This is a genomic window from Ferrovum myxofaciens, assembly GCF_000735045.1.
GTDB lineage: Bacteria > Pseudomonadota > Gammaproteobacteria > Burkholderiales > Ferrovaceae > Ferrovum > Ferrovum myxofaciens.
This window is the reverse complement of the sequence record NZ_JPOQ01000271.1, coordinates 1-1,435: the sequence shown is the minus strand read 5'-3', so window position 1 is coordinate 1,435 and position 1,435 is coordinate 1. Positions and strand designations below refer to the sequence as shown.

Annotated in this window: 2 protein-coding genes; both read left to right on the top strand. The window is 48.8% G+C overall.

The features are described 5' to 3' along the window. The first annotated feature begins 892 nt into the window (after positions 1-892). Complete coding sequence (locus IV91_RS16125) at positions 893-1,126, top strand: hypothetical protein (protein WP_035418331.1); 234 nt, start codon at positions 893-895, stop codon at positions 1,124-1,126. Further along, positions 1,126-1,435: AAA family ATPase (locus tag IV91_RS0113445; protein WP_031599300.1), on the top strand; the 310-nt coding region annotated here is incomplete at its 3' end. The genes IV91_RS16125 and IV91_RS0113445, both read left to right, overlap by 1 nt.

The window sequence follows — 1,435 nt, the reverse complement described above, 5'->3', positions numbered from 1 at the left end:
TCATGATGGGCTCCCTTTTCTTGGGCGACCACGACCTCGGCTTTCCTCCTGGATAATTTTTGGCTCAATAGTTCTGGTGTCAACTGTGCCAGTAATCTTTGCGATGTCCACCATCAACACTCTCTTATGTTTTCCAACCAACCTGATAGGCACGGGGAATCGGTTCCGTAATATTAGGTTCGATGCTGTCTTGCCGAGTTTTTCCCGAGTGCCAGTCCATCCGAGCAAAACCAAGGCATCAACGGGGGTTACAGCCAATGGGGTAAGTGATTTTTCGTGAGACATATTTCCTCGAAGAACTGAATTGGTTGGCCAATCATCTCACATTTTTTCAAAGAAATCAACTTTAACTCATTGAATCTAAACGTATAAATCATTCAGGCACACTCCCGCTCACCCCCTCACACTCCGACAAAATGGGCACAATTGTCGGCGGGTATTGGGTATAAACCCAGACTGAGCCCAGATGGGCTGTTCGTGAGATATGTCATTGCACGGGTGTGTAATCAGTCGATTTGGGGTGTTTTTGGCTGTTTAGTGAAAAATATTTTTGGCGCAGGGATGTGTTGCTTCTGATCGGGGACAGTTGGCGGCGCGAGGTCTGTCCGATTGGGACAAAATTGGGTACTTGGGGATTTGAAAATGAACGACGGGACTACTGGTCGGCTGGTGGGGCTGAGTATTACTTGTGTTGCGATATGGTCGCGCCCGCCTAGAAAGACTTGTGATACCCAGGGCCATCTTCAGGCAGTTGCGCCCTGACAATCAGAAATTACAACCTTTTTAGGTAGACTACGGGTGGTACACCGTAAAATGGTTTTTTGTGACTGACATGCGTCAATTATGGCGATGGAGTAAAATTGTGCCTCGTGAGTCATATGGGAGGAACAGAATGTCGGCAGTCGCTCATACCCAAATAGAATCCTTTCTTTCATCTCCCGGTTTTGAAGCCGCTCTTACGAATGATGACGGCTTGGCAGCGCGTCAACATCTCTCTGCCGGTCGGCCCATCTACTATGGTGATCCGCGATACCCTGAAGGATTGGTGAAAAAATACCCTGATGGCCGTAAACAACTTGTTGCAGTCAACAGTGCCGGTGAAGTGTCTATCATTCGGGACATCTGATGCCGCAACTCTGGATCGTTGCCGGCCCGAATGGAGCTGGTAAGACCACCGTTGCGGATCGCTGGCTCGCTCCTCGGATACCGGTCATTTCCCCGGATACCATTGCTATGTTGCATGGAAACAGCCCAATTCAAGCGGGTAAAGCAGCCATACTTGAACAAGAGCGATTACTGGCAGTTGGTGCCAGTTTCGGTTTGGACACCACATTCTCAGGAAATCGTGAACTCACCCTGATGAAGCGAGCTGTCGGATGCGGTTACAAGGTAAATTTTATTTTTGTCTGTGTCGAAAGTCTTGCGTTGTGCCAAG